Source organism: Lactobacillus taiwanensis, from assembly GCF_017894345.1.
GTDB classification, from domain to species: domain Bacteria; phylum Bacillota; class Bacilli; order Lactobacillales; family Lactobacillaceae; genus Lactobacillus; species Lactobacillus taiwanensis.
The window spans coordinates 316,878-342,488 of record NZ_CP059276.1 but is presented as its reverse complement, the minus strand read 5'-3'; the positions used below and the strand labels follow the sequence as shown (position 1 = coordinate 342,488).

At 37.1% G+C, this 25,611-nt stretch carries 21 protein-coding genes and 2 tRNA genes; 1 reads left to right on the top strand and 22 read right to left on the bottom strand.

Annotated elements, in window-relative coordinates:
- Positions 1 to 2: 2 nt before the first annotated feature.
- From rpmC to rpsL, 13 genes are all read right to left on the bottom strand, one after another.
- Complete coding sequence (gene rpmC, locus H1A07_RS01610) at positions 3 to 200, bottom strand: 50S ribosomal protein L29 (protein WP_003647828.1); 198 nt, start codon at positions 198 to 200, stop codon at positions 3 to 5.
- Positions 190 to 627 carry a 50S ribosomal protein L16 gene (gene rplP, locus H1A07_RS01605; RefSeq protein WP_057717986.1) on the bottom strand — a complete coding sequence of 146 codons (438 nt, stop codon included), beginning with the start codon at positions 625 to 627 and terminating at the stop codon, positions 190 to 192. The genes rpmC and rplP overlap by 11 nt, the downstream gene beginning before the upstream one ends.
- 2 nt (positions 628 to 629) lie before the next feature.
- Entirely contained in the window at positions 630 to 1,298 is a 669-nt protein-coding gene (gene rpsC, locus H1A07_RS01600; RefSeq protein WP_003649464.1) for a 30S ribosomal protein S3, read from the bottom strand.
- 14 nt (positions 1,299 to 1,312) lie between these two features.
- Positions 1,313 to 1,666, bottom strand: coding sequence for a 50S ribosomal protein L22 (gene rplV / locus H1A07_RS01595; protein ID WP_210145176.1), 354 nt, complete (start codon positions 1,664 to 1,666; stop codon positions 1,313 to 1,315).
- 20 nt (positions 1,667 to 1,686) lie between these two features.
- The gene (gene rpsS / locus H1A07_RS01590; protein WP_003647831.1) at positions 1,687 to 1,974 is read right to left on the bottom strand and encodes a 30S ribosomal protein S19; all 288 of its coding nucleotides are present in this window, start codon (positions 1,972 to 1,974) and stop codon (positions 1,687 to 1,689) included.
- Positions 1,975 to 1,995: 21 nt separating this feature from the next.
- Positions 1,996 to 2,832 carry a 50S ribosomal protein L2 gene (rplB, locus tag H1A07_RS01585; RefSeq protein ID WP_057717987.1) on the bottom strand — a complete coding sequence of 279 codons (837 nt, stop codon included), beginning with the start codon at positions 2,830 to 2,832 and terminating at the stop codon, positions 1,996 to 1,998.
- Positions 2,833 to 2,851: 19 nt separating this feature from the next.
- Positions 2,852 to 3,148 carry a 50S ribosomal protein L23 gene (gene rplW / locus H1A07_RS01580; protein WP_004895873.1) on the bottom strand — a complete coding sequence of 99 codons (297 nt, stop codon included), beginning with the start codon at positions 3,146 to 3,148 and terminating at the stop codon, positions 2,852 to 2,854.
- The gene (rplD, locus tag H1A07_RS01575; protein ID WP_057717988.1) at positions 3,148 to 3,765 is read right to left on the bottom strand and encodes a 50S ribosomal protein L4; all 618 of its coding nucleotides are present in this window, start codon (positions 3,763 to 3,765) and stop codon (positions 3,148 to 3,150) included. The genes rplW and rplD overlap by 1 nt, the downstream gene beginning before the upstream one ends.
- Before the next feature lie 14 nt (positions 3,766 to 3,779).
- Complete coding sequence (gene rplC, locus H1A07_RS01570) at positions 3,780 to 4,409, bottom strand: 50S ribosomal protein L3 (RefSeq protein ID WP_003649467.1); 630 nt, start codon at positions 4,407 to 4,409, stop codon at positions 3,780 to 3,782.
- A gap of 26 nt (positions 4,410 to 4,435) precedes the next feature.
- Complete coding sequence (gene rpsJ, locus H1A07_RS01565; protein ID WP_210145175.1) at positions 4,436 to 4,744, bottom strand: 30S ribosomal protein S10; 309 nt, start codon at positions 4,742 to 4,744, stop codon at positions 4,436 to 4,438.
- Between the two features lie 268 nt (positions 4,745 to 5,012).
- Positions 5,013 to 7,109 carry an elongation factor G gene (fusA, locus tag H1A07_RS01560; protein ID WP_057717990.1) on the bottom strand — a complete coding sequence of 699 codons (2,097 nt, stop codon included), beginning with the start codon at positions 7,107 to 7,109 and terminating at the stop codon, positions 5,013 to 5,015.
- Positions 7,110 to 7,138: 29 nt separating this feature from the next.
- Positions 7,139 to 7,609 (bottom strand): 30S ribosomal protein S7, encoded by a 471-nt coding sequence (gene rpsG, locus H1A07_RS01555; RefSeq protein ID WP_094522489.1) that lies wholly within the window; start codon positions 7,607 to 7,609, stop codon positions 7,139 to 7,141.
- A gap of 23 nt (positions 7,610 to 7,632) precedes the next feature.
- A complete protein-coding gene (gene rpsL, locus H1A07_RS01550; RefSeq protein WP_003647838.1) occupies positions 7,633 to 8,040 on the bottom strand; it encodes a 30S ribosomal protein S12 in 408 nt (135 codons plus the stop codon).
- A gap of 166 nt (positions 8,041 to 8,206) precedes the next feature.
- Here rpsL and H1A07_RS01545 point away from each other — a divergent pair, with 166 nt between their 5' ends.
- Positions 8,207 to 8,878 carry a prepilin peptidase gene (locus H1A07_RS01545; protein WP_210145174.1) on the top strand — a complete coding sequence of 224 codons (672 nt, stop codon included), beginning with the start codon at positions 8,207 to 8,209 and terminating at the stop codon, positions 8,876 to 8,878.
- Between the two features lie 73 nt (positions 8,879 to 8,951).
- Here the strand turns inward: H1A07_RS01545 and rpoC are convergent, their stop codons facing one another.
- The 9 genes from rpoC to H1A07_RS01500 all read right to left on the bottom strand — a co-directional run bounded on the left by rpoC (position 8,952) and on the right by H1A07_RS01500 (position 25,589).
- Positions 8,952 to 12,623 (bottom strand): DNA-directed RNA polymerase subunit beta', encoded by a 3,672-nt coding sequence (gene rpoC, locus H1A07_RS01540; protein ID WP_057717992.1) that lies wholly within the window; start codon positions 12,621 to 12,623, stop codon positions 8,952 to 8,954.
- A gap of 17 nt (positions 12,624 to 12,640) precedes the next feature.
- Entirely contained in the window at positions 12,641 to 16,279 is a 3,639-nt protein-coding gene (rpoB, locus tag H1A07_RS01535; RefSeq protein ID WP_210145173.1) for a DNA-directed RNA polymerase subunit beta, read from the bottom strand.
- Between the two features lie 198 nt (positions 16,280 to 16,477).
- Positions 16,478 to 18,946 carry an ATP-dependent Clp protease ATP-binding subunit gene (locus tag H1A07_RS01530; RefSeq protein ID WP_210145172.1) on the bottom strand — a complete coding sequence of 823 codons (2,469 nt, stop codon included), beginning with the start codon at positions 18,944 to 18,946 and terminating at the stop codon, positions 16,478 to 16,480.
- A gap of 162 nt (positions 18,947 to 19,108) precedes the next feature.
- Positions 19,109 to 19,182: transfer RNA gene (locus H1A07_RS01525), tRNA-Pro, on the bottom strand.
- Between the two features lie 40 nt (positions 19,183 to 19,222).
- Positions 19,223 to 19,297: transfer RNA gene (locus H1A07_RS01520), tRNA-Gly, on the bottom strand.
- A 101-nt stretch (positions 19,298 to 19,398) separates the two neighbouring features.
- A complete protein-coding gene (gene lysS / locus H1A07_RS01515) occupies positions 19,399 to 20,940 on the bottom strand; it encodes a lysine--tRNA ligase (RefSeq protein WP_057717995.1) in 1,542 nt (513 codons plus the stop codon).
- A gap of 14 nt (positions 20,941 to 20,954) precedes the next feature.
- Positions 20,955 to 21,962, bottom strand: a complete 1,008-nt coding sequence (dusB, locus tag H1A07_RS01510; protein WP_210145171.1) for a tRNA dihydrouridine synthase DusB — start codon at positions 21,960 to 21,962, stop codon at positions 20,955 to 20,957.
- 58 nt (positions 21,963 to 22,020) lie between these two features.
- Positions 22,021 to 22,896, bottom strand: a complete 876-nt coding sequence (hslO, locus tag H1A07_RS01505) for an Hsp33 family molecular chaperone HslO (protein WP_094495735.1) — start codon at positions 22,894 to 22,896, stop codon at positions 22,021 to 22,023.
- A gap of 50 nt (positions 22,897 to 22,946) precedes the next feature.
- The gene (locus H1A07_RS01500; RefSeq protein WP_210145170.1) at positions 22,947 to 25,589 is read right to left on the bottom strand and encodes a YfhO family protein; all 2,643 of its coding nucleotides are present in this window, start codon (positions 25,587 to 25,589) and stop codon (positions 22,947 to 22,949) included.
- Positions 25,590 to 25,611 lie beyond the last annotated feature (22 nt).

Sequence of the window (25,611 nt, the reverse complement as noted above, 5' to 3'; positions counted from 1 at the left end):
AACTAATTCTTGCTCAATTCTTTTTCGCTAAGAATTGTCTTAATTCTAGCAATATTCTTGCGGACTTGTCTCAAGCGAGCGGTGTTCTCTAATTGACCCGTTGCTTGTTGGAAACGCAAATTAAAAAGTTCTTCTTTATATTGCTTTTCCTTTTCTAACATTTGATCAGTGGTTAATGCTCTGATATCTTTAGCCTTCATTAGATTCGCCACCTACTTCCGAACTCTTCTTAACAAACTTAGTCTTAATTGGAAGCTTGTTTGAAGCAAGTCTTAAAGCTTCACGAGCAACGTCTTCTGAAACGCCACCGATTTCAAACATAATCTTGCCTCTTTTGACAACAGCTACCCAACCAGCTGGTGCACCTTTACCGGAACCCATACGAACACCAACACCTTTTGCAGTGTAGGACTTTTGTGGGAAGATTCTAATCCAAACACGGCCACCACGCTTCATGAAACGAGTCATAGCAACACGAGCGGCTTCGATTTGTCTATTAGTAATCCAGTGAGATTCAACAGCTTCTAAACCATATTCACCAAATGCAATGGTCTTTCCACCTTTGGCTTCACCACGCATTTTACCGCGAAATTCACGACGGTGCTTTACACGCTTAGGTACTAACACTATTAGTTTCCTCCCTTCGCTTTCTTAGAAGGTTTGTTTTTACGTTGTGGCAAAATTTCACCACGGTTAATCCAAACCTTAACACCAATTTGACCATAAGTAGTTGCAGCTTCTACCCAAGCATAATCAATATCTGCTCTTAAAGTATGAAGTGGGACACTACCTTCAGTATGCCATTCTCTTCTTGCCATATCAGCACCATTCAAACGACCAGCAGTTTGAACTTTGATACCTTTAGCACCAGAACGCATAGATCTTTGAGTTGCTTGACGAGTTGCACGTCTAAATGCAATTCTTGCTTCAAGTTGACGAGCAATACCTTCACCAACTAATTTAGCATCTAAATCAGGCTTCTTAATTTCAACAATATTAATGTGAACGTTTTTCTTAGTTAAAGCGCTAAGTTGTTTTCTCAATGCTTCAACTTCTTTACCACCTTTACCAATAACCATACCTGGCTTAGCAGTGTGGATAGAAATGTTAATTCTGTTTGCAGCACGTTCAATTTCCACAGTGGAAACAGATGCATCAGCTAACTTTTCAGAGATGAACTTTCTAATACGTAAATCTTCATTTAAAGTGTCAGCGTAGTTTTTGTCTGCATACCACTTTGCTTCCCAATCACGGTTAACACCGAGACGGAAACCATTTGGGTTAATCTTTTGACCCATTAAATTTACCTCCCTTAATCGTTCTTCTCAGATACTACAACTACTACGTGGCTAGTTCTCTTGTTAATTGGAGAAGCCATACCTTTAGCACGTGGACGGAATCTCTTTAAAGTTGCACCTTCGTTAACGTATGCTTCAGATACGTAAAGATTTGCACTTTCAACATCGTAGTTGTGTTCAGCATTTGCAATAGCTGACTTCAAAACTTTTTCAACGATTGGGGAAGCAGCTCTTGGCGTAAATTGTAAAATTGCGAGAGCTTCTGCAACACTCTTTCCACGAATAAGGTCTACTACCAAACGGGCTTTTCTAGGAGCGATGCGAACTGTTCTTGCTTCAGCTTTAGCTGAACTAATTTGTTCTGCCATTTAGATGTCTCTCCTTCCTATTATTTACCTACTGTAGTAGTGGCCTTATCAGCGACCTTGTGACCGCGGAAAGTTCTAGTAGGTACAAATTCACCTAACTTATGACCAACCATATCTTCAGTAATGTATACTGGCACATGTTTTCTTCCATCGTAAACAGCTATTGTGAAACCAACAAAGGAAGGGAAAATAGTTGAACGACGAGACCATGTTTTAATTACTTGCTTCTTTTCGGAACCTTCTTGGGCTTCGATCTTCTTTAAAAGGCTTGCATCAGCAAAAGGACCTTTTTTAATACTACGGCTCATTAATTAACCTCCTTCGTTTAATTACTTGTTACCTTTACGGTGACGAATAATAAGTTTTTCACTTCTAGCCTTAGAGTTTCTAGTCTTAATACCACGAGACTTCTTACCCCATGGAGTCATAGGTTGTGGACGACCAACTGGAGCCTTACCTTCACCACCACCATGTGGGTGATCGTTAGGGTTCATTACGGAACCACGAGATTGTGGACGCTTGCCCAACCAACGCTTACGACCAGCTTTACCTAATTGAATTAATGAGTGTTGTTCATTACCAACAGAACCAATAGTAGCACGGCAAGTTGATAAAATTTTACGAACTTCACCACTTTGAAGTCTAACTAAAGTGTATTTACCATCATTACCAAGAACTTGGGCAACAGTACCTGCACTTCTTACTAATTGACCACCTTTACCAGGTTTTAATTCAATATTGTGAATTTCAGTACCAGCTGGAATAGCAGATAATGGTAATGCATTACCTGGTTTAATATCAGCATTTGGACCAGATTCAACAACAGTACCAACTTCCAAACCTTTAGGTGCTAAAATGTAAGCCTTAACACCATCAGTGTAATGAAGAAGAGCAATGTTAGCAGTTCTGTTTGGATCGTATTCGATAGCTTTAACAACTGCTTTTACATCGTCCTTGTTACGCTTGAAGTCAATGATACGGTATTTTTGTTTGTGACCACCACCACGGTGTCTAACAGTAATATGACCGTATGAATTACGACCAGCAGTATGACTTTGAGATTCAAGTAAAGTCTTTTCAGGCTTTTTCTTGGTAATTTCAGCAAAGTCGGAAGAAGTCATATTACGTCTGCCGTTTGTAGTTGGCTTATATTTGATAATTGCCAATTGACTGACCTCCTATTTACTAATTTTCTTTATTATCATTGAAGATCTTAATATCATTAGAATCTTCAGTTAAAGTAACGATTGCTTTTCTACGGCGAGCAGTCTTACCAGTGTAACGACCAACTCTCTTTTCTTTACCGCGAACATTCATAATGTTGACATTTTTAACTTTTACATCAAAAATTTCTTCAATAGCATTACGAACTTGAGTCTTGGTAGCTGATACAAGCACATCAAAAGTATACTTCTTATCATCCATTAAATTCATGGATTTTTCGGTAACTACAGGCCGTAAGATGATATCACGTGCATCCATTATGCCAAAACCTCCTCAATTCTCTTAATAGCGTCTTGAGTTAATACAAGTTTTTGGTAGTCAACCGCATCAACAACATTTAAGCCATTAACAGGTACAACTTTCACTTTTGGAAGGTTCTTACCTGATAATTGAACATTCTTATCATCAGACACAACTAAAACCTTGCCAGAAACATTAGCATTATTTAAGATAGCCTTTAATTCTTTAGTCTTAGGTGCTTCTAAAGTTAATTGATCAAGAATGATTAAATCTTTGTCAGCAACTTTTTGGGAAAGAACTGACTTCATAGCTAAACGACGTGCTTTACGAGGCATATCCATCTTGTATGAACGAGGAGTTGGGCCAAATACAGTACCACCACCACGCCATTGTGGAGCTCTAATAGAACCTTGACGAGCACGACCAGTACCTTTCTGTCTCCAAGGCTTCTTACCACCGCCACGAACAGCTGATCTATTCTTTACAGCAGAAGTACCTTGACGCTTACCAGCTCTTTGTCTAATGATAGCATCAAAAACAACACTTTCATTAGGTTCAATACCGAAGATTTCTTCATTTAAATCTACATTACCTGCAGACTTACCTTTTTGATCGATAATTTCTAAATTAGCCATTATAGTCCTCCTTCCTATTTAGCAGCTTTAGCAGCAGATTTTACAAAAATTAATGAGTTCTTTGCACCTGGAACATTACCCTTAATTAAAAGTACGTTCTTTTCAGGTACAACTTTTTCAATTACTAAGTTTTGTACGGTAACTTTCTTGCCACCCATGTGACCAGGTAACTTCTTACCCTTAGGTACACGATTAATGATTGAACCCATTGAACCTGGGATTCTGTGGTATCTAGAACCGTGGGTTTCTGGACCTCTTGATTGGCCCCAACGCTTGATGTTACCTTGAGTACCATGACCTCTTGTAGTTCCAGTAACGTCCACTACGTCACCTTCACTAAATGAGTCCACCGTGATTTCTGAGCCGACTTCGTAATCCTTAAGCTCGACATCGCGGATTTCCCGAATGAAGCGCTTAGGTGAAGTCTTTGCTTTTGCAGCATGACCTTTGGCAGGTTTGTTGCTCAATACTTCACGCATATCTTGGTAACCTACTTGAACTGCTTCGTAACCGTCTGATTCGTTAGTTTTAACTTGTAAAACAACGTTAGGGGTTGCTTCAATAACAGTTACAGGAACCAAGATACCGTTTTTAGTGAAGATTTGAGTCATACCGACCTTTCTTCCTAAGATTCCTTTGGTCATGATTACACCTCCATATATGTTTTAAATTATAATTTAATCTCGATATCAACGCCGCTTGGTAAATCAAGCTTCATTAATGAATCAACAGTCTTAGGTGTTGGATTCAAAATATCAATTAAACGCTTGTGTGTACGGATTTCAAATTGTTCACGTGAATCTTTGTTCTTGTGTGGTGAACGTAAAACAGTGAATAAAGTTCTTTCCGTAGGTAGTGGAACAGGACCAGAAATTTCTGCTCCTGTTCTTTCAGCAGTAGCTACGATCTTAGCAGCTGATTCATCGAGAATACCATGTTCGTATGACTTTAATCTAATACGAATTTGTTGACTTGCCATCTAATAACCTCCTTCGTCTTCTTTAAAAGATGACTAGCTCGGCAAAAATTACCGACTCACCTCTGTGGCAATGCAGCCTGGTGTGCCGCAACCTTTTGCGTCAAAGCATTGCTTCTGTGCATGGAGTATACCCCTCCAATATTTTCGCACGTTTACTATTGTACTGTGTCTTTCCTTAAATATCAAGCTTTCTCGACATTTTATTTTATTTTTTTGCAAAAAAAGAGATATCTTTTGATATCTCTTTTTATTACTATCTATTTAAATATTATTCAGCGTCTTCTCCACCACGTTTTTTGATGATTTCTGCTTGAATAGATTTAGGGGTTGGTGAGTAGTGATCAAATACCATTGTAAATGTACCACGGCCTTGAGTTGATGAACGTAAAGTAGTTGCATAACCAAACATTTCTGAAAGTGGAACAAATGAATTGATTACCTTAGCACCAGCTCTGTCTTCCATACCTTCCATAGAACCACGACGTGCTGTAATTGATCCCATTACATCACCTAAGTATTCTTCTGGAGTAGTTACTTGAACTTTCATAATAGGTTCAAGAATAACGGCACCAGCCTTAGAAGCAGCGTTTCTCAAAGCAAGAGAAGCTGCAACCTTGAAGGCAGCTTCTGATGAGTCAACTTCGTGGTAGCTACCATCGTATAACTTAGCCTTGACATCAATTAATGGGTAACCTGCAAGAACACCATTCTTCATAGCTTCTTGTAAACCTTGGTCAACTGAAGGGATAAATTCACGAGGAACGACACCACCAACGATAGCGTCTTCGAATTCGTAACCTTTACCTTCTTCGTTTGGAGTAAATTCAATCCAAACGTCACCATATTGACCTTTACCACCAGATTGACGAACGAATTTACCTTGTGCTTTAGCTTCTTTAGTGAAGGTTTCACGGTAAGCAACTTGAGGTTCACCAATAGTTGCTTCAACGTTAAATTCACGTTTCATACGTTCAACCATGATATCCAAGTGTAATTCACCCATACCAGAAATCAAAGTTTGACCAGTTTCTGGGTTAGTTTCTGCACGGAAAGTTGGATCTTCTTCAGTAAGTTTTTGTAAAGCAACATCCATCTTATCACGGTCAGCTTTTGACTTAGGTTCAACAGATACTTGAATAACTGGATCTGGAACTTGTAAGCTTTCCAAAATAAGTGGGTGATCTGGATCAGTTAAAGAATCACCAGTAGTAGTGTTCTTCAAACCAATGGCACCAGCAATATCACCTGAGAATACTTCTGGAATTTCAGTTCTTGAGTTAGCGTGCATTTGAAGTAAACGACCAACACGTTCACGAGCATTCTTTGATGCGTTTAATACGTAAGAACCAGATTGAAGTGAACCAGTGTAAACACGGATGAAAGTTAAACGTCCAACGAATGGATCAGTCGCAATCTTAAATGCTAAAGCTGCAAATGGCTTCTTATCGTCAGCCATAAGTTCAACCTCATCACCAGTCTTAGGATCATGAGCAACATAAGGTTTTACGTCAAGTGGAGATGGTAAGTAATCAATAACACCATCAAGCATCATTTGAACACCCTTGTTCTTAAATGCTGAACCAGCATAAACTGGGAAGAATTCTAAGTTTAAAGTAGCCTTACGGATAGCTGCTTTTAATTCATCATTAGAGATTTCTTCTCCACCAAGGTACTTATCCATAATACCGTCATCAACATCAGCAACAGCTTCAATTAATTCGTTACGACGCTTTAAAGCTTCTTCCTTGTATTCATCAGGAACAGGAATAGTATCCCATTTTGAACCAAGCTTATCTTCATCGTAAACATCAGCTACCATGTTAATTAAGTCAATAACACCTTCAAAAGTATCTGCTGAACCAATAGGCATTTGAACAGCTTGTGCATTTGCGTTCAAGCGTTCATGTAATGACTTAACTGACTTATCAAAGTCGGCACCGATCTTGTCCATCTTGTTAACGAAAACAATACGAGGAACACCGTAAGTTTCAGCTTGACGCCAAACATTTTCAGTTTGTGGCTCAACACCAGCTTGAGCATCAAGAACAGTTACGGCACCATCAAGAACACGGAGTGAACGTTCTACTTCGATAGTGAAGTCAACGTGTCCTGGGGTATCAATAATGTTAATTCTGTAATCCTTCCATTGAGCAGTAGTAGCTGCGGAAGTAATAGTGATACCACGTTCTTTTTCTTCGTCCATCCAGTCCATTTGTGAGTCACCTTCGTGAGTTTCACCAATTTTGTGGATCTTACCAGTATAGTACAAAATACGTTCAGTAGTAGTAGTTTTACCGGCATCGATGTGGGCCATGATACCAATGTTACGTGTCTTATCCAAAGGGAATTCACGTTTGTTAGCCATAAGATTAATCTCCTTTTACAAACTAACGATTAGAAGCGGTAGTGAGCAAATGCACGGTTTGCTTCTGCCATTCTGTGGACGTCTTCACGTTTCTTAACTGCTGAACCAGTGTTGTTAGCAGCATCCATAATTTCGTTTGCAAGACGTTCATCCATAGTATGTTCATTACGTAAACGTGCGTATGAAACAAGCCATCTTAAGCCAAGAGTAGTTCTTCTTTCTGGACGAACTTCAACTGGGATTTGGTAGTTAGAACCACCGATACGACGAGCTTTAACTTCCAAAACTGGCATAACATTGTTCATTGCTTCTTCAAAAACTTCAACTGGTTCCTTACCAGTCTTATCTTGAATAATATCAAAAGCATCGTAAAGAATTGAAGATGCCTTTGCTTTCTTACCATCAATCATTAAGTGGTTAATTAACTTAGTAACCAATTTAGAGTTGTAAACTGGATCTGCTAAAACATCTCTCTTAGCAATATTACCTTTTCTAGGCATTAGTAGTCCCTCCTATTAACTGTTTAACCCTTCTTAGCACCGTACTTAGAACGGCCTTGTTTTCTACCATCAACACCTGCAGTATCCAAAGCACCACGGATGATGTGGTAACGAACACCAGGAAGGTCCTTTACACGACCACCACGAATTAAAACAACGGAGTGTTCTTGTAAGTTGTGACCAATACCAGGGATGTAAGCAGTAACTTCAATTAAGTTTGAAAGACGAACACGAGCGTACTTACGTAAAGCTGAGTTAGGCTTCTTAGGTGTCATAGTACCTACACGAGTTGCAACTCCACGCATTTGAGGTGCTGGGTTGTAGTTCATCTTTTTCTTCATGCTGTTGTAAGCATAGTTTAAAGCTGGTGAATCAGATTTGGTCGTCTTTGAGTGACGGCCTTTTCTAACCAATTGGTTAATTGTTGGCATTAAAATTTCCTCCTAAAATTGTTCACACATCCGGGAGTTTCTTTTCTGACCTCACGGACATCATGTTTTTAATAGCACAATGGCTAGTTTAACACGATTTTTTGATTACGTAAACAATTAAAAAAATTTTTTTGATTTTGCGTATATAAATATTGGAGGTTAAATCATGTCAAAGTTTTATATTTATTTGTTTAATTTCATTATTGGCAGTATTATCGGATCTCATCTATTAGTAGTCGTACAGCGTTTTGAAACAGAAAACTTTATATCTTCAACATCTCACTGCGATAGTTGCAAAATTCCACTTACCCTTCTTAATCAAATCCCTATCTTTTCTTTTATAAAGTATAAGGGACACTGTTTTTTCTGTAAAACTACAATTCCTATCGAAACGTTTTATTGCGAACTTCTAGGGGGAATCGCATTTTTACCATTAAATCCCTATACTGATCAATTCCCCTATTTATTAGTTACTTTCATTTTTTTAATCAGCATTTTTGATTATTTTGATCAATCTTTTCCCTTATCAACAATTCTGCCATTAATTTGGATTATAACTTTTTCTTCTCCAAAGTTAAGCTATGATTTTATAGAATGGATGTTAATTATAATAGTAATTTCAGTTTTTTTATTAATGAATTTAAAAAATAAGCTTGGACTCGGAGATACACTTATTTTTATTATTCTTATTTTTTACTACAACTTTTATATTGCACAATATATTTTCCTTATAGCTTCTATTTTCTTATTTCTTCTCTATGTAATAAATCATGAAAAACGGCCTCTGCCTTTTATTCCCTTTATATTTTTAAGTATCACTTTTTATAATTTTGTTTAAACACACAAAAAAAGCCTATTCGCAAGAGCGAATAGGCTTTTTTAACACAAATGTTTAAGTTATGAAAGGATTATTAATCAGCTGAACCGTTATCCTTTTCTGCATCAGCAGCTGCTAATTTCTTTTCAATATCAGCTATAGAATATACTGATTTTTTCTTTTCATCTTCAGGAACATCAACTTTAGGTTCCATTTCACGGTAAACTGGCATACCAGTACCTGCAGGAATAATCTTACCAATAATAACATTTTCCTTAAGACCAAGTAATGGATCGTTCTTGCCGCGAATAGAAGCATCAGTAAGAACACGAGTAGTTTCCTGGAATGAAGCTGCAGATAAGAAACTGTTAGTTTCAAGGGCAGCCTTGGTAATACCAAGAATTACACTTTGTGCAGTTGCAGGAATACCACCAGAAATAATTACTTCACGGTTTCTTGCCTTAAATTCACCAATATCCATTAATTCACCTGGTAAGATATCAGTTTCACCTGGGTCAAGAATACGAACCTTTTGAAGCATTTGACGTGCCATAACTTCAACGTGTTTGTCGGCAATTTCTACACCCTGCATTCTATAAGCCTTTTGAATTTCACTTAGAATGTATTTTTCGGTAGTCAATGCATCACGTACACGAATCAATTCCTTAGGATCGATAGAACCAAGGGTTAACTTATCTCCACGTACAACATGATCTCCTTCAGCAACTGCTACTGAAGCAGTATATGGTACGTCATAAGTACGAGTATCAGTTTGTCCCTTAACGGTAATTTGACGAGTGTGTTCGGCTGGATCTTCTTCAATTGAAGTTATTTCACCAGTTACTTCAGAAATTGTAGCACGTCCCTTAGGATTACGTGCTTCGAACAATTCTTGAACACGTGGAAGACCTTGAGTGATATCTGCAGCACCAGCAACACCACCGTTGTGGAAGTTACGCATAGTTAACTGAGTACCAGGTTCACCGATAGATTGTGCGGCAACAGTACCAACAGCTTCACCAACTTCAACGTCGTCACCAGTAGCAAGGTTCATACCATAGCACTTCTTACATACACCATGTTGAGTGTTGCAAGTAAATACGGAACGAATTGTTACCTCAGTAACACCAGCATCTACGATCTTGTGAGCCATATCTTCGTCCATCAAGACATCTGCTGGGCAAATAACTTCATGAGTTTCTGGATCATAGACACTCTTAGAAGTGTAACGACCAACCAAACGGTCAAATAATGGTTCAATCATTTCATCGCCTTCAGTAATTGCATGAACCGTTAAACCACGATCAGTGCCACAATCTTCTTCACGAATAATGACATCCTGAGCTACGTCTACCAAACGACGAGTTAAGTACCCAGAGTTGGCAGTCTTCAAGGCGGTATCCGTCATACCCTTACGAGCACCGTGAGTGGACATGAACATTTCCAAAACAGACAAACCTTCACGGAAGTTTGAAGTAACAGGAATTTCCATCATTCCTCCGTTAGGAGCGGCCATCAAACCACGCATACCAGCAAGCTGGGTAAAGTTAGAAATGTTACCACGAGCACCAGAATCGGCCATAATTGTAATTGGGTTTCTTGGTGCATGAATTTGAGCAATTTCATTTTGAACAATGTCTTTACAATTATTCCAAATACTAATTACTCGATCATGTCTTTCTTCATCAGTGATTAAACCACGACGATATTGTTTAGACACAACATCAACTTTCTTACGAGCTTCAGCAACGATGTCATCCTTATCAGTGATTGTCGGAATATCTTCAACACCAATAGTTAAACCAGAAGTTGTACATACGGTGTAACCTAATTCCTTTAAATCATCCAAGAAGTCTGAAGTTCTTTGAACCTTGTAATCCTTATAGATCTGTGCAATAGAATCTGACAAGAAGCCCTTCTTAAAGGCTTGTCCAAGCTTCATATTATCAAGCTTCTCATGAATATCTTCACCTGGTTGCAAGAAGTATCTCTCATCAAGCGGATGAGTAAGATTTTCTTGAGTAGGATCGTTAATGTAGAAAAAGTCCTTAGGAAAAATTTGATTGAAGACTAACTTACCATAAGTAGTCACAAAAATTCCATGTTCATAACCTTTTGGCCATGGCTTTTCAGGCATTGAATCAGCTGCCAAACCGATACGAGTATGGTAGTGAATATCACCATTTGCATAAGCAATAGCTGCTTCTGCTGGTGAATCAAAAATCATCCCTTCACCTTCACGACCACGTTCAGCTTGAGTTAACCAATAGTTACCTAAAACGATATCCTGTGAAGGAGTAACGATTGGTTTACCATCTTTAGGAGCAAGGATATGGTGAGCAGCTAACATAAGTAAGCGAGATTCTGCTACAGCTTCATCAGACAATGGAACGTGAATAGCCATCTGGTCTCCATCAAAGTCGGCATTGTAAGCTTCACAAGCAAGTGGGTGAAGACGAATTGACTTACCATTTACCAAAACTGGTTCAAATGCTTGAATACCTAGACGGTGAAGAGTAGGGGCACGGTTCAAAAGAACTGGTCTTTCCTTAATAACATCTTCTAAGATGTCCCAGATATCATCATCTTCGCGATCAATCTTACGCTTAGCATTCTTAATATTAGATGCTAAACCGCGTTTTACTAATTCATGCATTACAAATGGCTTAAATAATTCTAGAGCCATTGGACGTGGTACACCACATTGATAAAATTTCAATTTAGGTGAAACATCAATAACTGAACGACCTGAGTAGTCAACACGTTTACCAAGTAAGTTTTGGCGGAAACGTCCCTGCTTACCTTTCAACATGTGAGAAAGAGACTTAAGCGGACGGTTACCTGGTCCGACCACTGGACGGCCACGTCTACCGTTATCGATTAATGCATCAACAGCTTCTTGAAGCATACGCTTTTCATTTTGAACAATAATTCTTGGTGCATTTAAGTCTAACAATCTCTTCAAACGGTTGTTACGGTTAATTACACGTCTATATAAATCGTTCAAATCAGAAGTAGCAAAACGTCCACCGTCAAGTTGAACCATTGGTCTTAAGTCTGGTGGAATAACTGGAATACAATCCATAACCATCCATGATGGCTTATTACCAGAGTTCTTAAATGCATCTAAGATATCTAATCTTCTGATAGCACGAGTTCTCTTTTGACCAGTAGCAGTCTTTAATTCTTCTTTTAAGTCATGAACTTCCTTATCAATATCTACTTGTTCAAGAAGTTCTTTTACAGCTTCGGCACCCATTTTAGCTTCAAAACGGTTACCAAATTTTGCTTTCTTTTCACGATATTCAGCTTCTGTAAGAAGTTGCTTATCTTCAAGATCGGTATCACCTGCGTCAATTACAATATATGCAGCAAAATAAATTACTTCTTCAAGAGCACGAGGTGAAATATCTAAAACTAATCCCATACGAGATGGAATACCTTTGAAATACCAGATATGTGAAACTGGTGCAGCCAATTCAATGTGGCCCATGCGTTCTCTTCTAACTTTAGCAGAAGTTACTTCTACACCACATCGATCACAAACAATACCGCGATAGCGAATACCCTTGTACTTACCACAAGCACAAGACCAGTCTTTAGTTGGTCCGAAAATTCTCTCATCGAACAAACCATCTTTTTCTGGTTTCAAAGTACGATAGTTGATAGTTTCTGGCTTTTTAACTTCGCCATAAGACCAACTTCTGATCTTGTTTGGAGAAGCCAAACCAATTTGCATACTTTCAAACTTATTTACGTCGATCAAAAGTTTAACCTCCTAGATTACTTAGAAACCTTATCATCAGATGAAGTTGAAGAATCACTCTGATCTACAGGTTCAGCTGATTTATCATCTTTCTTTGCAGCTTCTTCGGCCAACTTCTTCTTCTCCTGCTGCTCAGCAAGTTTAGATAAAGTATCGATATTAAAGTGATCGTTAGAATCGTCATCCATATCACGTAACTCGATTTCCTTATGGTCCATATCTAAGACTTTGATATCCAAACCTAAGGATTGAAGTTCCTTAACAAGAACTCTAAATGATTCTGGAACACCTGGTTTTGGAATTCTTTCGCCCTTGACAATAGCTTCATATGCCTTAACACGACCAACAACATCATCTGACTTGTAAGTCAAAATTTCTTGTAATGTGTATGCAGCACCGTAAGCTTCAAGAGCCCAAACTTCCATTTCACCGAAACGCTGACCACCGAATTGTGCTTTACCACCAAGTGGTTGTTGAGTAACAAGTGAGTAAGGCCCAATTGAACGTGCGTGGATCTTATCGTCAACCATGTGAGTCAACTTCAAGTAGTACATGATACCTACTGAAACACGGTTGTGGAATGGTTCACCAGTACGTCCATCGTAAAGAACAGTCTTTCCGTCTTTACCAATACCAGCTTCACGAACCATCTCCCACATATCTTCTTCAGAAGCACCATCAAATACTGGAGTAGCAACGTGAATACCTAATTGCTTAGCAGCAATACCTAAGTGTAATTCAAGAACCTGTCCAATGTTCATACGTGAAGGCACACCCATTGGGTTCAAACAAATGTCTACTGGACGACCATCTGGTAAGTATGGCATATCTTCTTCAGGACAAACTAAGGCAATAGTACCTTTGTTTCCGTGACGACCAGACATCTTGTCACCAACCTGAATTTTACGCTTTTGAACGATGTAGACACGAACCATCTTGTTTACACCAGGTGGTAATTCGTCTCCTGCTTCACGAGTGAAGACTTGTACGTTTTGAACAATACCGCCACCACCATGTGGTACACGTAAGGAAGTATCACGAACTTCACGAGCCTTTTCACCAAAGATTGCGTGAAGCAAACGTTCTTCAGCAGATAATTCAGTAACACCCTTAGGAGTTACCTTACCAACTAAGATATCACCATCTTGAACTTCGGCACCAATACGTACGATACCTTCTTCGTCAAGATCTTTAAGTGCATCTTCACCAACGTTTGGAATTTCACGTGTGATTTCTTCAGGTCCAAGTTTAGTATCACGAGCTTCTGATTCATAATCTTCAATATGGATAGAAGTGTAGACATCATCTTTAACCATACGTTCAGAAATCATTACGGCATCTTCATAGTTATACATGTTCCAAGTTAAAAAGGCGATAATTGGATTCTGACCTAAAGCCAGTTCACCATTTTCCATTGCTGGACCGTCAGCAATAACTTCATCAGCTACTACTCGCTCGCCTTGCTTAACAGCTGGAGTTTGGTTGTAGTTCTTAGTTGCATTTGACCGACGGAATTTTTCAAGAACATACTTATCTAAAGTATCGTCATCTCTTCTAATTCTAATTTCGTTTGCATCAACATATTCAACTACACCAGGAGCCTTAGCTACTAATGCATCTCCAGAGTCGTGAGCAGCACGATATTCCATACCAGTACCAACGATTGGTGCATGTGGATTAATCAATGGAACAGCTTGACGTTGGTGGTTAGCACCCATCAAAGCACGGTTAGAGTCATCGTTTTCAAGGAAAGGAATGCATGCAGAAGTTACTGAAACTACCTGTTTAGGAATAACGTCCATGTAGTCAATCTTATCGGGTGTAACTTCAAGGTTATCTTCCTTATGACGGGCTAAAACAATTTTATCTTTGAATGAGCCGTCTTCGTTTAATGGAGCGTTGGCACCAGCAATGATGTAATTATCCTCAACATCAGCAGTTAAGTAATCAATCTTGTCAGTAACCTTATGAGTATCCCAAGAAACACGACGATATGGAGTTTCAATAAAACCGTACTTATTAACAATAGCATAAGTTGCTAATGAGTTAATCAAACCAATGTTAGGTCCTTCGGGTGTTTCAATAGGACATAAGCGACCATAGTGAGTATAGTGCACATCACGAACTTCATAACCAGCACGGTCACGAGACAAACCACCAGGTCCTAAAGCAGACATACGACGCTTGTGAGTTAACTCACCAAGTGGGTTGTTTTGGTCCATGAACTGTGACAACTGTGAGGAACCAAAGAATTCCTTAACTGAAGCAACAACAGGACGAATGTTAATTAATTGTTGTGGTGTAACAGTAGAAATATCTTGAATAGACATTCTTTCACGTACAACACGTTCCATTCTTGCTAAACCAATTCTAAATTGATTTTGAAGTAATTCACCAACACGACGAATACGACGGTTACCCAAGTGATCGATATCATCAGTAGTTCCAATGTTGTCTTGAAGATCAAAGAAGTAGTTAATTGATGCCAATACGTCAGCTGGGGTTAAGTGCTTAACATCATCAGCAATATGACCATTAGACATTAATTTAACGACACGTTCAGGATCCACTTTAGAATATACTTTAATTTCCTGAACTGTTACTGGATCAGACAATACCCCTTCTTTTGAGGGTTCATAAGTTACCATCTTAAAGTCATCACGATCTAAGTAAGGAGATAACTTATCAAGTACTTCATGAGTTACTACATCGCCCTTCTTAGCAATGATTTCACCAGTATCAGGATCAGCTAAAGTTTCAGCCAAAGTTTGTCTTAATAAACGATTCTTTAAAGAAAGCTTCTTATTGATCTTATAACGACCAACTGGAGCTAAATCATATCTTTTTGGATCGAAGAATCTAGCATATAAAAGTGAACGAGATGAATCAGTTGTCTTAGGTTCACCTGGACGTAATCTTTCGTAAATATCTTTTAATGCTTCTGCAACACGAGAATCAGCAGGGTTCTTGTGGATATCTTTTTCTAAAGTGAAACGAAGAGAATCACTTTCGCCAAACATATCAGCAACTTCACTGTCAGATCCAAATCCTAAAGCACGGATTAAAACAGTTAAAGGAAGTTTACGAGTACGATCGATACGAACATAAGCTAAATCTTTAGCATCAGTTTCATATTCAAGCCATGCACCACGGTTAGGAATAACTGTAGCACCAAAAATTTGACGGCCATTTTTATCAAAATCTGAATGATAGTAAACACCAGGAGATCTAACCAACTGAGAAACAATAACTCTCTCAGCACCATTAATAACGAAAGTACCTGAATCTGTCATTAATGGAAATTCTCCAAAGAAGACATCTTGAGTCTTAATTTCTCCAGTTTCATGGTTAGTTAACTTCAAAGTTACATGAAGTGGAGCAGAATAATTAGCATCATGATCACGTGCTTCTTCAAGAGTGTATTTTGGTTTCAAAAGTTTGTAGTCAACAAACTCTAAAGAAAGTTTTCCTGAAAAGTCTGAAATTGGCATAATGTCGTCAAACATTTCACGAATACCTTCATTAAGAAACCACTTGTAAGATTGCGTTTGTACATCAGTCAAGTTAGGTAACTTCAATACTTCTTTAATTCGAGAGAAGCTACGTCTTGTCCGGTGACTACCGTAGTTCACAGCGTGTCCTAACAAAGAAAACATCCTTTCTTGCATAAGAATCTAAATATTACATTTGTGTTACAAATTGCAAAAAGACAAAATTTGGGTACAAAAAAACAAAAACAACATAAAAGTCGTTTTTGTTTTATCATCTCGCTGGACAATAGATCAGCGAAATCCTGAATTTCAGCCTTTTAAACGTTTAGTATTCTACACTTATATTACTAATTTGTCAAAAAACTAATTTTTAACTAGAGACTTACTATCACCAACAATTGTAAACTTCAATTTTCCTTGACGTGCACCAATCTTTACGGTTTGACCTGCCTTAACTTTCTCGCTAATCAAATCTTCAGCAATTACATCTTCAAGTTCATGTTGGATTGCACGACGTAAAGGACGTGCTCCCATTTCGGGATCAAAACCGTCTTTAGCTAAAACATCTAAGGCTGCTGGTGATATTTTCAACGTGATATCTTTTCTAGCTAATCTATCAACTAAATGGCTTGTCATTAAACTAACAATTTCACGCAATTGTTCCTTAGTTAAACTATCAAAGACAACAGTTTCGTCAATTCTATTTAAAAACTCTGGTCTAAAGAATTGCTTAACAGCTGCTGAAACTTTTTCTTGTTGAATCTTATTCTTATCTTCATTATCAGCCGCAAATCCAACCGTCTTATCTTCTTGCAAGCTGCGTGATCCTAGGTTAGAAGTCATAATAATAATTGTATTTCTAAAATCAACTTTTCTTCCCTTAGAATCAGTTAAAAATCCTTCGTCTAAAACTTGCAAAAGTAAATTAAAGACATCCGGGTGAGCTTTTTCAACTTCATCTAGTAAAATTACTGAATAAGGATTACGTCTTACCCTTTCTGAAAGTTGACCACCTTCTTCATAGCCAACATAACCAGGTGCAGAGCCGATTAATTTGCTAGTCGCAACTTGATCCATGTATTCAGACATATCTACACGAATAATGTTGCGTTCTGAACCAAATACTGCTGCCGCTAAAGCTTTAGCCAATTCAGTCTTACCCACTCCAGTAGGGCCTAAGAATAAGAAAGATCCAATTGGCCGATTTTCATCTTTAATACCGCTTCTACTACGTCTGATTGCACGACTTACTGCACTAATTGCTTTATCTTGTCCAATTACTCGTTCATGTAAAATACTTTCTAAGTGGGCTAAACGTTTAGTTTCGCTCTTCTTCATTCGAGTTACTGGCACGCCAGTCCATTCAGATACAATTTGGGCAATTTTATTTGAATCAACAATTGCTTTCTTAGAGTTCCTATTTTCAACCTTTTCAACTAATTTATCTCGACTTTTTGTAAGTTTGCTTTCTTCATCACGTAACTTAGCAGCTTTAACAAAGTTTTGATTCTCAGCAGCTTGTTCTTTTTGATGAATCACATCATTAATTTGAGTATCTAGCTTAGTTAATCGAGGATCCACCTTACCAATGGCTTGAATTTTTTCAGCTGCACTAGCTTCATCAATCAAATCAATTGCCTTATCTGGCAAGAACCGATTTGCAATATATCTAGTTGAAAACTCTACGGCATCCTTAATTGCTTCATCTTCAATTTTTACATTGTGGAACTTTTCATATTTTGGTCTTAGGCCTTTTAAAATATCCACAGTTTCTTCTTTTGAAGGTTCACCAATTTTTACCTGTTGAAAACGTCTTGCCAAAGCTTGATCTTTTTCAATGTACTTTTGATATTCGTCAAAAGTAGTTGCACCAATCATCTGAATGTCACCACGAGCTAAAGATGGTTTCAAAATATTTGAAGCATCAATTGCACCTTCTGCTCCGCCAGCACCAATCAACGTATGCATTTCATCTACAAACAAAATAACTGAACCATCACGTTGAATTTCTTTTAAAATTTTCTTCATTCTATCTTCAAATTCACCGCGATATTTCGTTCCAGCAATTAAGCTTCCCATATCTAAAGCCATTACACGTTTCTTAGCTAAATTGTCAGGAACTTCTCGATTCACAATAGCCGAAGCAATTCCTTGGGCTACCGCTGTTTTACCAACTCCGGGTTCCCCTACTAAAACTGGATTATTTTTAGTTCTTCGAGATAAAATTTGAATTACTCGTTTTATCTCCTTATCTCTCCCAATTACCGGATCAATTGCACCTTCACGTGCTCGTTTATTCAAATTGACACTTACTTTATCTAAATTAGGCGTTAGAGACTTACCCTTTTTAGTTCCAGTTGAAGATGACATCCCCAAAGTATTATTTTCTTGTCCAGCGTCATCCATAAAACTGTCATTTATATCTTGACTTAAATCACGTGGGTCTACACCAATGTTTTTTAAAATCAAGCTTGCTAAAATTTGATCGCTGGCTAGTAAACCTAACAAAATATGTTTTGTTTCAATTTGAGGTGTCCCTAGTTCGTCAGATTTTTGTTTAGCAAAGTTTAAAACTAAGCTTAGACGTGGGGACATTTCCATATATGTAGCCTTGGGACTTGACCCATAGCCTGTATATCTCTCAATTTCTTCTCGCACTAAGGTTGGTGTTACATTTCTTTCACGCAAAAGCTTACCAGCATCTCCGTTAGCTTCAATTACTAAAGCAAGCAAAACATGCTCCGTTCCAATAATTCGATGGTGAAAGTTTTGTGCTTGCTCTTTAGCAATTTCAAGAACATTCTTTGCACTATCACTATATGATTTTTCCATTTTGCACCGCCTTGTTTCTTTTAAGATCATACTACAATCTTTAGACAAATATCTTACACTTACAATTAGTAAATGTAAACTATTTGATATTTCATGAACATTATATACAAAAAAGTTCGTCTTTCTAAACTTAAGACGAACTTTTAATAAAATAATATTCAATCGGGATGACAGGATTTGAACCTGCGACTTCTACGTCCCGAACGTAGCGCTCTACCAAGCTGAGCCACATCCCGAATAACAAAAAAGACTCACACTTCGGTGAGTCTTTTATACTGGAGCGGAAGACGGGATTCGAACCCGCGACCCCCACCATGGCAAGGTGATGTTCTACCACTGAACTACTTCCGCAGTACATTTATTAGTATAGCAAAACATCATCTTATTGCAAGTGTTTTTTTGAAAAATTTCAAAAAAATAGATCATCATTAATGATGATCTATTTTTCAACTTTATTTATTCTTCTTTTCCATATCAGCCTTAACTTCAGCATCAACACTTTCAACCTTTTCAGGACGCATTGTTGGGAAGAGTAAAACATCACGAATAGCTGGAGCATCAGTTAATAGCATTACCAAACGGTCAATACCAATACCTAAACCACCTGTAGGAGGCATACCGAATTCCATAGCACGAAGATAATCTTCGTCAATCATATCGGCTTCGTCGTTACCAGCTTCTCTTTCAGCCATTTGTTCTTCGAAACGGTGGCGTTGATCATCTGGATCATTTAATTCTGAGAATGCATTACCGTATTCTGCACCCATGATGAAGATTTCAAAACGATCAGTAAATCTTGGGTCATCAGCATTCTTCTTAGCAAGTGGTGATACTTCTACAGGATGTCCATAAACAAAAGTTGGTTGAACGATTGAACCTTCACCGAATTCCTCAAAGAATGCGTTGATGATATGACCAACTTTCCAGTAGCTTTCATAGTGAACATGATGTTCGTCAGCAACTTTTCTAGCTTCTTCAATAGTCATTGGCTTCCAGAAGTCAACACCAGTCTTTTCTTTGATTAAATCAACCATATGAACACGACGGAATGGCTTACCTAAGTCAATATCAGTACCTTGATAGTTGATCTTACCATCTGGTGAAACAACCTTAGCGGCTGCTCTAATAATTCCTTCTGCTTCATCCATTACATCATGGAAGTCCCAGTATGCAGCATAAGTTTCAAGTTCAGTAAATTCTGGATTGTGCTTAGTATCAAGTCCTTCATTTCTGAATACTCGACCAATTTCATAAACTCTTTCCATACCACCGACAATCAAACGCTTCAAAGGAAGTTCCAAAGCAATTCTCATGTAAAGATCAATATCCAAAGCATTGTGGTGGGTAATAAATGGACGTGCTTCGGCACCACCTGGAATATTGTGAAGAACTGGAGTTTCAACTTCTAAGAAGTCCTTATTATTCAAATAGTCACGAATAGCTTGAATAATTTGAGTACGATGAACGAAACGCATGTAACTATCACGATTTGTAATTAAATCAAGGTAGCGTTGACGATAAATTTGTTCAACATCTTTTAAGCCATCCCACTTATTAGGTAATGGGCGAAGAGCCTTTGATAGGAAAGTAATATGAGTTGCACGAATAGTTAACTCACCAGTGTCAGTCTTCATTACTTCACCATCGATACCTAAGAAGTCACCGATATCAGACTTTTTGAAGATCTTGTAGTTATCTTCACCAACAATATCTTTACGTACATAAATTTGGATCTTACCAGTACGGTCATAAAGATCGGCAAATCCTACCTTACCCTTACCGCGTTTTGCAAGCATACGCCCTGCAATTTTAGTTACAGGCATATCAGCATTCAATTCATCTTTATCTTCGTTACTATACTTTTCATTTAAAGTACGAGCTAAGTCTTGACGATCAAACTTTCTCACACCAAAAGGTTCAATACCATTTTCACGCATTTCGTCCATCTTTTCACGACGAGCGATTAGTTGGTCGTTCATTTCATTCTTTGCCACTCTAAAAACTCCTTTTATTGGTTAATTTGCTTTTGTCTCGCTTCATATTTTTTCACAAAATCATCTAGCAAGTCAAAAACTTCTTGTTTCGTCCAAACATCATTTATTTTAGCACGGGTTCGAGCTGAACGGGGAATTCCTTTTAAATAATACGCTGCTTGGCGTCTAAATTCAGGAACTGCAACCTTTTCACCTTTAAGTTCAATCAGTCCATTTAATTGATTTTTAGCTGTTGCAACCTTTTCTTCAACTGTTTGCGGACGTAATTTTTCACCAGTATCTAAATAATGAACCATGTCTTTAATAATCCATGGGTTACCTAAAGCAGCTCTTCCTACCATTACAGCATCTGCACCAACGTCTTCAAGCATAGCCTTAGCTTTTTCAGGAGTGGTAACATCCCCATTACCAACAAAAGGAATAGTTAATGCATCTGCTACATCCTTTAAAGTCTCCCAATCAGCTTCACCCATATACATTTGTTTTCTTGTACGTCCATGCATTGCCACTGCACTAGCGCCTGCTTCTTGAGCAGCAAGGGCATTTTCGACAGCAAAGATATGCTTTTGATCCCAACCAGTTCTCATCTTTACAGTTACTGGCTTCTTCACGTTTCTAACTACGGCATGAACCATTTGATAGATCTTATTTGGATCTAACAGCCATCTAGCTCCTGCGTCTGTTTTAGTTACTTTGGGAACAGGGCATCCCATATTGATGTTAATAATATCAGCTGCAGTATGTGTATCAACATAGTGCGCAGCTTCAACTAATGTCTCTTCACTACCACCAAAAATTTGGATACTCATTGGATGTTCACGTGGATCAACTGTTAACATCTCAAGAGTTTTTTTGTTGCGATAAATAATTCCATGATCAGAAATCATTTCACAAACAACTAATCCTGCCCCAAATTCCTTACATACTACTCGGAAAGCAGCATTTGAAATTCCAGCCATAGGTGCAACTACTACACGATTAGGAATTTGAACATCCCTAATTTTCCAACTATCGTTTTTCACACTTGCTCATCCTTTCAAATACCTAATATCATAGCAAAACTATTCATTGCACACCACTTTAATTTGCTTTCTTAAGTACATCTTTTAATTCATCTTCAGTAAAGTGATACTTTTCTTTACAAAAACGACAAATAAGTTCAGCACCATGATCTTTTTCAATCATTTTCTTTAATTGCTCTGGTTTTAAAGTAGCTAAAATTTTACTGTACTTTTCTTTTGAACAATCACATGCAAAGGATACATTTTCCTTATCCAAAATTTTACAATCAGTACCTAAAATTCTTTCTGCCAGATTTTCAGGAGTCATACCATCTAAAAACAAAGTTGAAAGATTAGGCAAAGCCTTGATTCTCTTTTCAACTTGAGCTAATTGTTCATCACTAGCACCTGGTAAAGCCTGTAATACAAAACCTCCAGCAGCTCCAATGCTATTATTAGGCTCAACAAAAACAGAAAGACCAACAGCTGACGGAATTTGTTCTGATTTTGCTAAATAATATGTAAAATCTTCTGCAATCTCTCCACTTACAATTGGTACTTGACCTGTATAAGGTTGTTTTAATCCTTGATCTTTAGTTACTTCAAGCCATCCTTCGCCAACAGCCTTAGCTACATCAATATGACCATCTTTTTTAGGAGGAAGTGCAATATGCGGATTTTGAACATAACCCTTGATCGTTAAATCAGCCTTTGCAGTTACTACCGTAGCTCCTACAGGTCCATTTCCAAGTAATCTTACTGTCAATTCATCTTTATCCTTCAGCAATGCAGCTGATAAAAGAAGACCACCAATTAAAGTTCGTCCTAATACAGCTGATGATGCACTCCAAGTGTCATGTCTTTTTTGTGCTTCACTTACTAAGTCTTTAGCATTTACAGTAATTAATCTTAAATTTTTAGTTTTATCAATCGCCTTAACTAAATAATCGCTCATTTTCTCCTCCTAAAAAATAAAGCCTATAAAATATAGACTTTATTCTTTGACTAATACCTTTTCTTTTTTAAATACAAATTAAATATAACTAGTAGGATTATACCTATAATACTTGTTAAAGCTCCAATAAGCAATCCAGGGGTTTGATATCTCAAAACTACTGAATGCTTGCCTGGTTTCATCTTCAAGCCAATAAATACACCTAAAGTTCGATTAATTTTAACGTCTTTTCCATCAACTTCTGCTCTCCAGCCGTTGCTATAAGGAATTGTAGTTACCAAATTCTCATCCTTTGATATTTTTACTCTTCCAGCTAAATAGTCGTTATTAAATTTGGATAATTTTAAGGCCTGAGATTTATTAACTTTTGAAAGCTTTGCTTCTAATAAATTCGAATTAATATTAACTAAGCGTGGTAAATTCATTCTTAATGAACGTTTATCGCCATCTAGAACTAACTTAATTTGCACTTGTCCGTCCTGATCAGCTTGAACACCAACTAATTGTTTAACTTGAGGCTGGAGACGCACATCCTTTTTATCAACAACTAAGCTTAAGTCGTTTTTAACTTTTCCGACTTGTCTTGCATGATAAGTAGTCAGTGGATCCGCAAAGCCCATCAAATCTTTATCTAGCATTACATATGCAACTTCTCGCGGTTTTAAACCAGTATAAGTAAAAATGACGCTTCCAGCTTTATCAGACGTTCTAGTAATTTCAATTTTATTATTCTTTTGCTCTACGCTAGCATTTTCTAATTTAGTTTTAGTCTTCTTTTTACTATAAGTTAAAACGTCTCCCCGAGTTTCAGTTAAAGAATTTAAAACCAAATTTTGATTATAAATTGGATTATCTTGTTTAAATTTTAAATTATTTGATAAGTTACCGGCAAAAGCAATTGGCAGACTTTGAGTTTGATAAACCGTGTACTGCTTCATTCTTAGTAAAACACGATTATTTTTCAAATCATCTCTTAAACCATAACTAATATATTCAGGAGAAATACTTTGACTAGCTAAAGAACTATTGATAAAAGTACCAACATTTAAGATCGCATCAGTGACAACTGTGCCAGTTTTATAAAAATAATAATAACCATATGCAGATAAACCTAAGTTAGCATATAATGCACTGATTCTAGGATCATTGTTAGAAGAAAAAATTTCTACACCTTTATAATCAAATGCATAACTTTCACCGCGATCATTATTTAAAAAATAATTTTTAGCAATTCTTTGCTTTTTAATACTTGCTGGTAAAGAATTAAATAATTGTTGATTTTCTGTGATATAGCTAGAGTAAACATTACTTTTCATTCCCATTCGACTCAAAGCCAAATATCCACTACCAGCTATTTCAATTACGCCAATCATTACCAAAATAAAGCGGATTGCCTTATTACCAGCAAAGTATAAGAGAATACTAAAAATAACTATTAAACTCAATGAAATTAATAGATAACTATCGAAATTTCCATAGTGTTTTCTCAGGATAACAACTATTAATCCAAGTGCTAAATAAATTCCAGCAGCCCAAATCAACTGTCTTTTACTTAGATCTAAATTTGTTAATTCCTTAGCTGCTAAAAGCAAAATCCAAAAAATAATAATAAAGCTAAAGCGATATGGAAAACCAACTGGTTTTTGACCCCCATGCCAGAAAAGATAGATCTTTGTTTGTATTAAGCTAAGTACAAAAACAAGGCCAATTACTAAATTAATAATTCTTTCTCTACGCGAATTTTTATTATCAATAAAATATAAAATAAAAACAATAATTGCTAGCGTTCCAACAAATAAAAGCGGCGACCCATTGAAAGAATTCTTCATAAACAAAGCAGAGATACTTTTAGCTGCTGAAGAAATAGGACTTAATCTAAAGCCTTCGTTAATAGTATGTTCTGTTAACTTATTATTAGCTAAATTCATCCATGTTGGTAATGTAATAACTGCACTCATCAAGCCACTGATCAATGAACTAAGTGCAAATTCCACTACTTGCCTAATAAAAATCTTTTTTTCTCTAAAATAATTGATTATATAAGCTAGAAAGGCAAGTACCATGAAAATACATATCATGTAGCCAATATAGTAATCAAAAATAATTGCACAGGCTAGCAAGATAGTATAAAGAATCCATTTTCTCTTTGTTATACCCCTAAGTAAGGAATAAACAAGTAATGGAAGTAAAATTACACCATCAAGCCACATTAAGTTTGCTGCATAACCAATAGAATACGCACTTAACCCATAAATAATACCAAGTAGAATTGAGTAGATTTGATTTTTGAATTTAAAAAGTTTCAAAATCAAAAAAGTAAATGCAGCACTGGCTAACCCTAACTTAATAACAATTATTACGTAGAGAGCTATATTGATTTGACTTGCTGGAAATAGCAAAATAATTAAATTAAATGGACTTGCAAGATAATAACCAATATTACCTGCCATATCCGCACCTAATCCATTAGAAAAACTAAATTGTAAACTACCCCAGTTTCCTAAAAGCAAGTGGCGAAGATATTGAAAAAATGACAAATATTCATCAGGTAAATCTCCGCCCCATAACACACCACCAAAAAATGGATTAGCGTGTGCCAAGGTTGATATAATTCCAAAAATTATGATGGTAACTACAAAACTAATACTGCTTAGCTTTATAACCTTCTTATTTTCTTTACTCAAATGTTTCATTCTTAGCCTTATTCCCAAATAC